This window comes from Roseateles sp. P5_E1 (assembly GCF_054049335.1).
Genome location: NZ_JBFUMN010000467.1, coordinates 1 through 524 on the forward strand (window position 1 = coordinate 1; position 524 = coordinate 524).

1 protein-coding gene is annotated in these 524 nt (G+C 66.6%); it reads left to right on the forward strand.

The window, feature by feature from the left end; all coding sequences use genetic code 11:
- Positions 1–524, forward strand: a 524-nt coding sequence (locus ACXJKJ_RS32130) for a diguanylate cyclase domain-containing protein (RefSeq protein ID WP_457395801.1), incomplete at both ends; no start/stop codon positions are given.

The window sequence follows — 524 nt, forward strand, 5'->3', positions numbered from 1 at the left end:
GCCCGTGACCGTGGCGCGCCGCTGGCGATGCTGTTCATCGACCTGGATGGCTCCAAGACCATCAACGACACCTTCGGCCACGCCACCGGCGACGCACTGCTCAAGGCCGCGGCGTCGCGCCTGCACCAGAACCTGCGCAACGCCGATCTGTTCGGCCGTTTCAGCGGCGACGAGTTCATCGTGGTATTGCGCGACTTGGCCGAGCCGGAAGACGCCGGTCATGTGGCGCGCAAACTGATCGCCTCGCTGGCCGAACCGCTGCAGCGTGGCGAGACCACGCTCAAGGTCGGCGCCAGCGTCGGCATCGCCATGCTGGATGAAGGCCGCACCGATTTCGACTCACTGCTGCGCGCCGCCGACGCGGCGATGTACGCGGCCAAGGAAGCGGGCCGCAACACCTACCAGTACTACAGCCAGGATGCGTTGATGCGCATCCAGCGCAAGCTGGAAATCGAGCACGCGCTGCTGGGCGCGATCGAGCGCGAAGAATTCACCCTGGCCTACCAGCCGCTGCTGCATGCCGC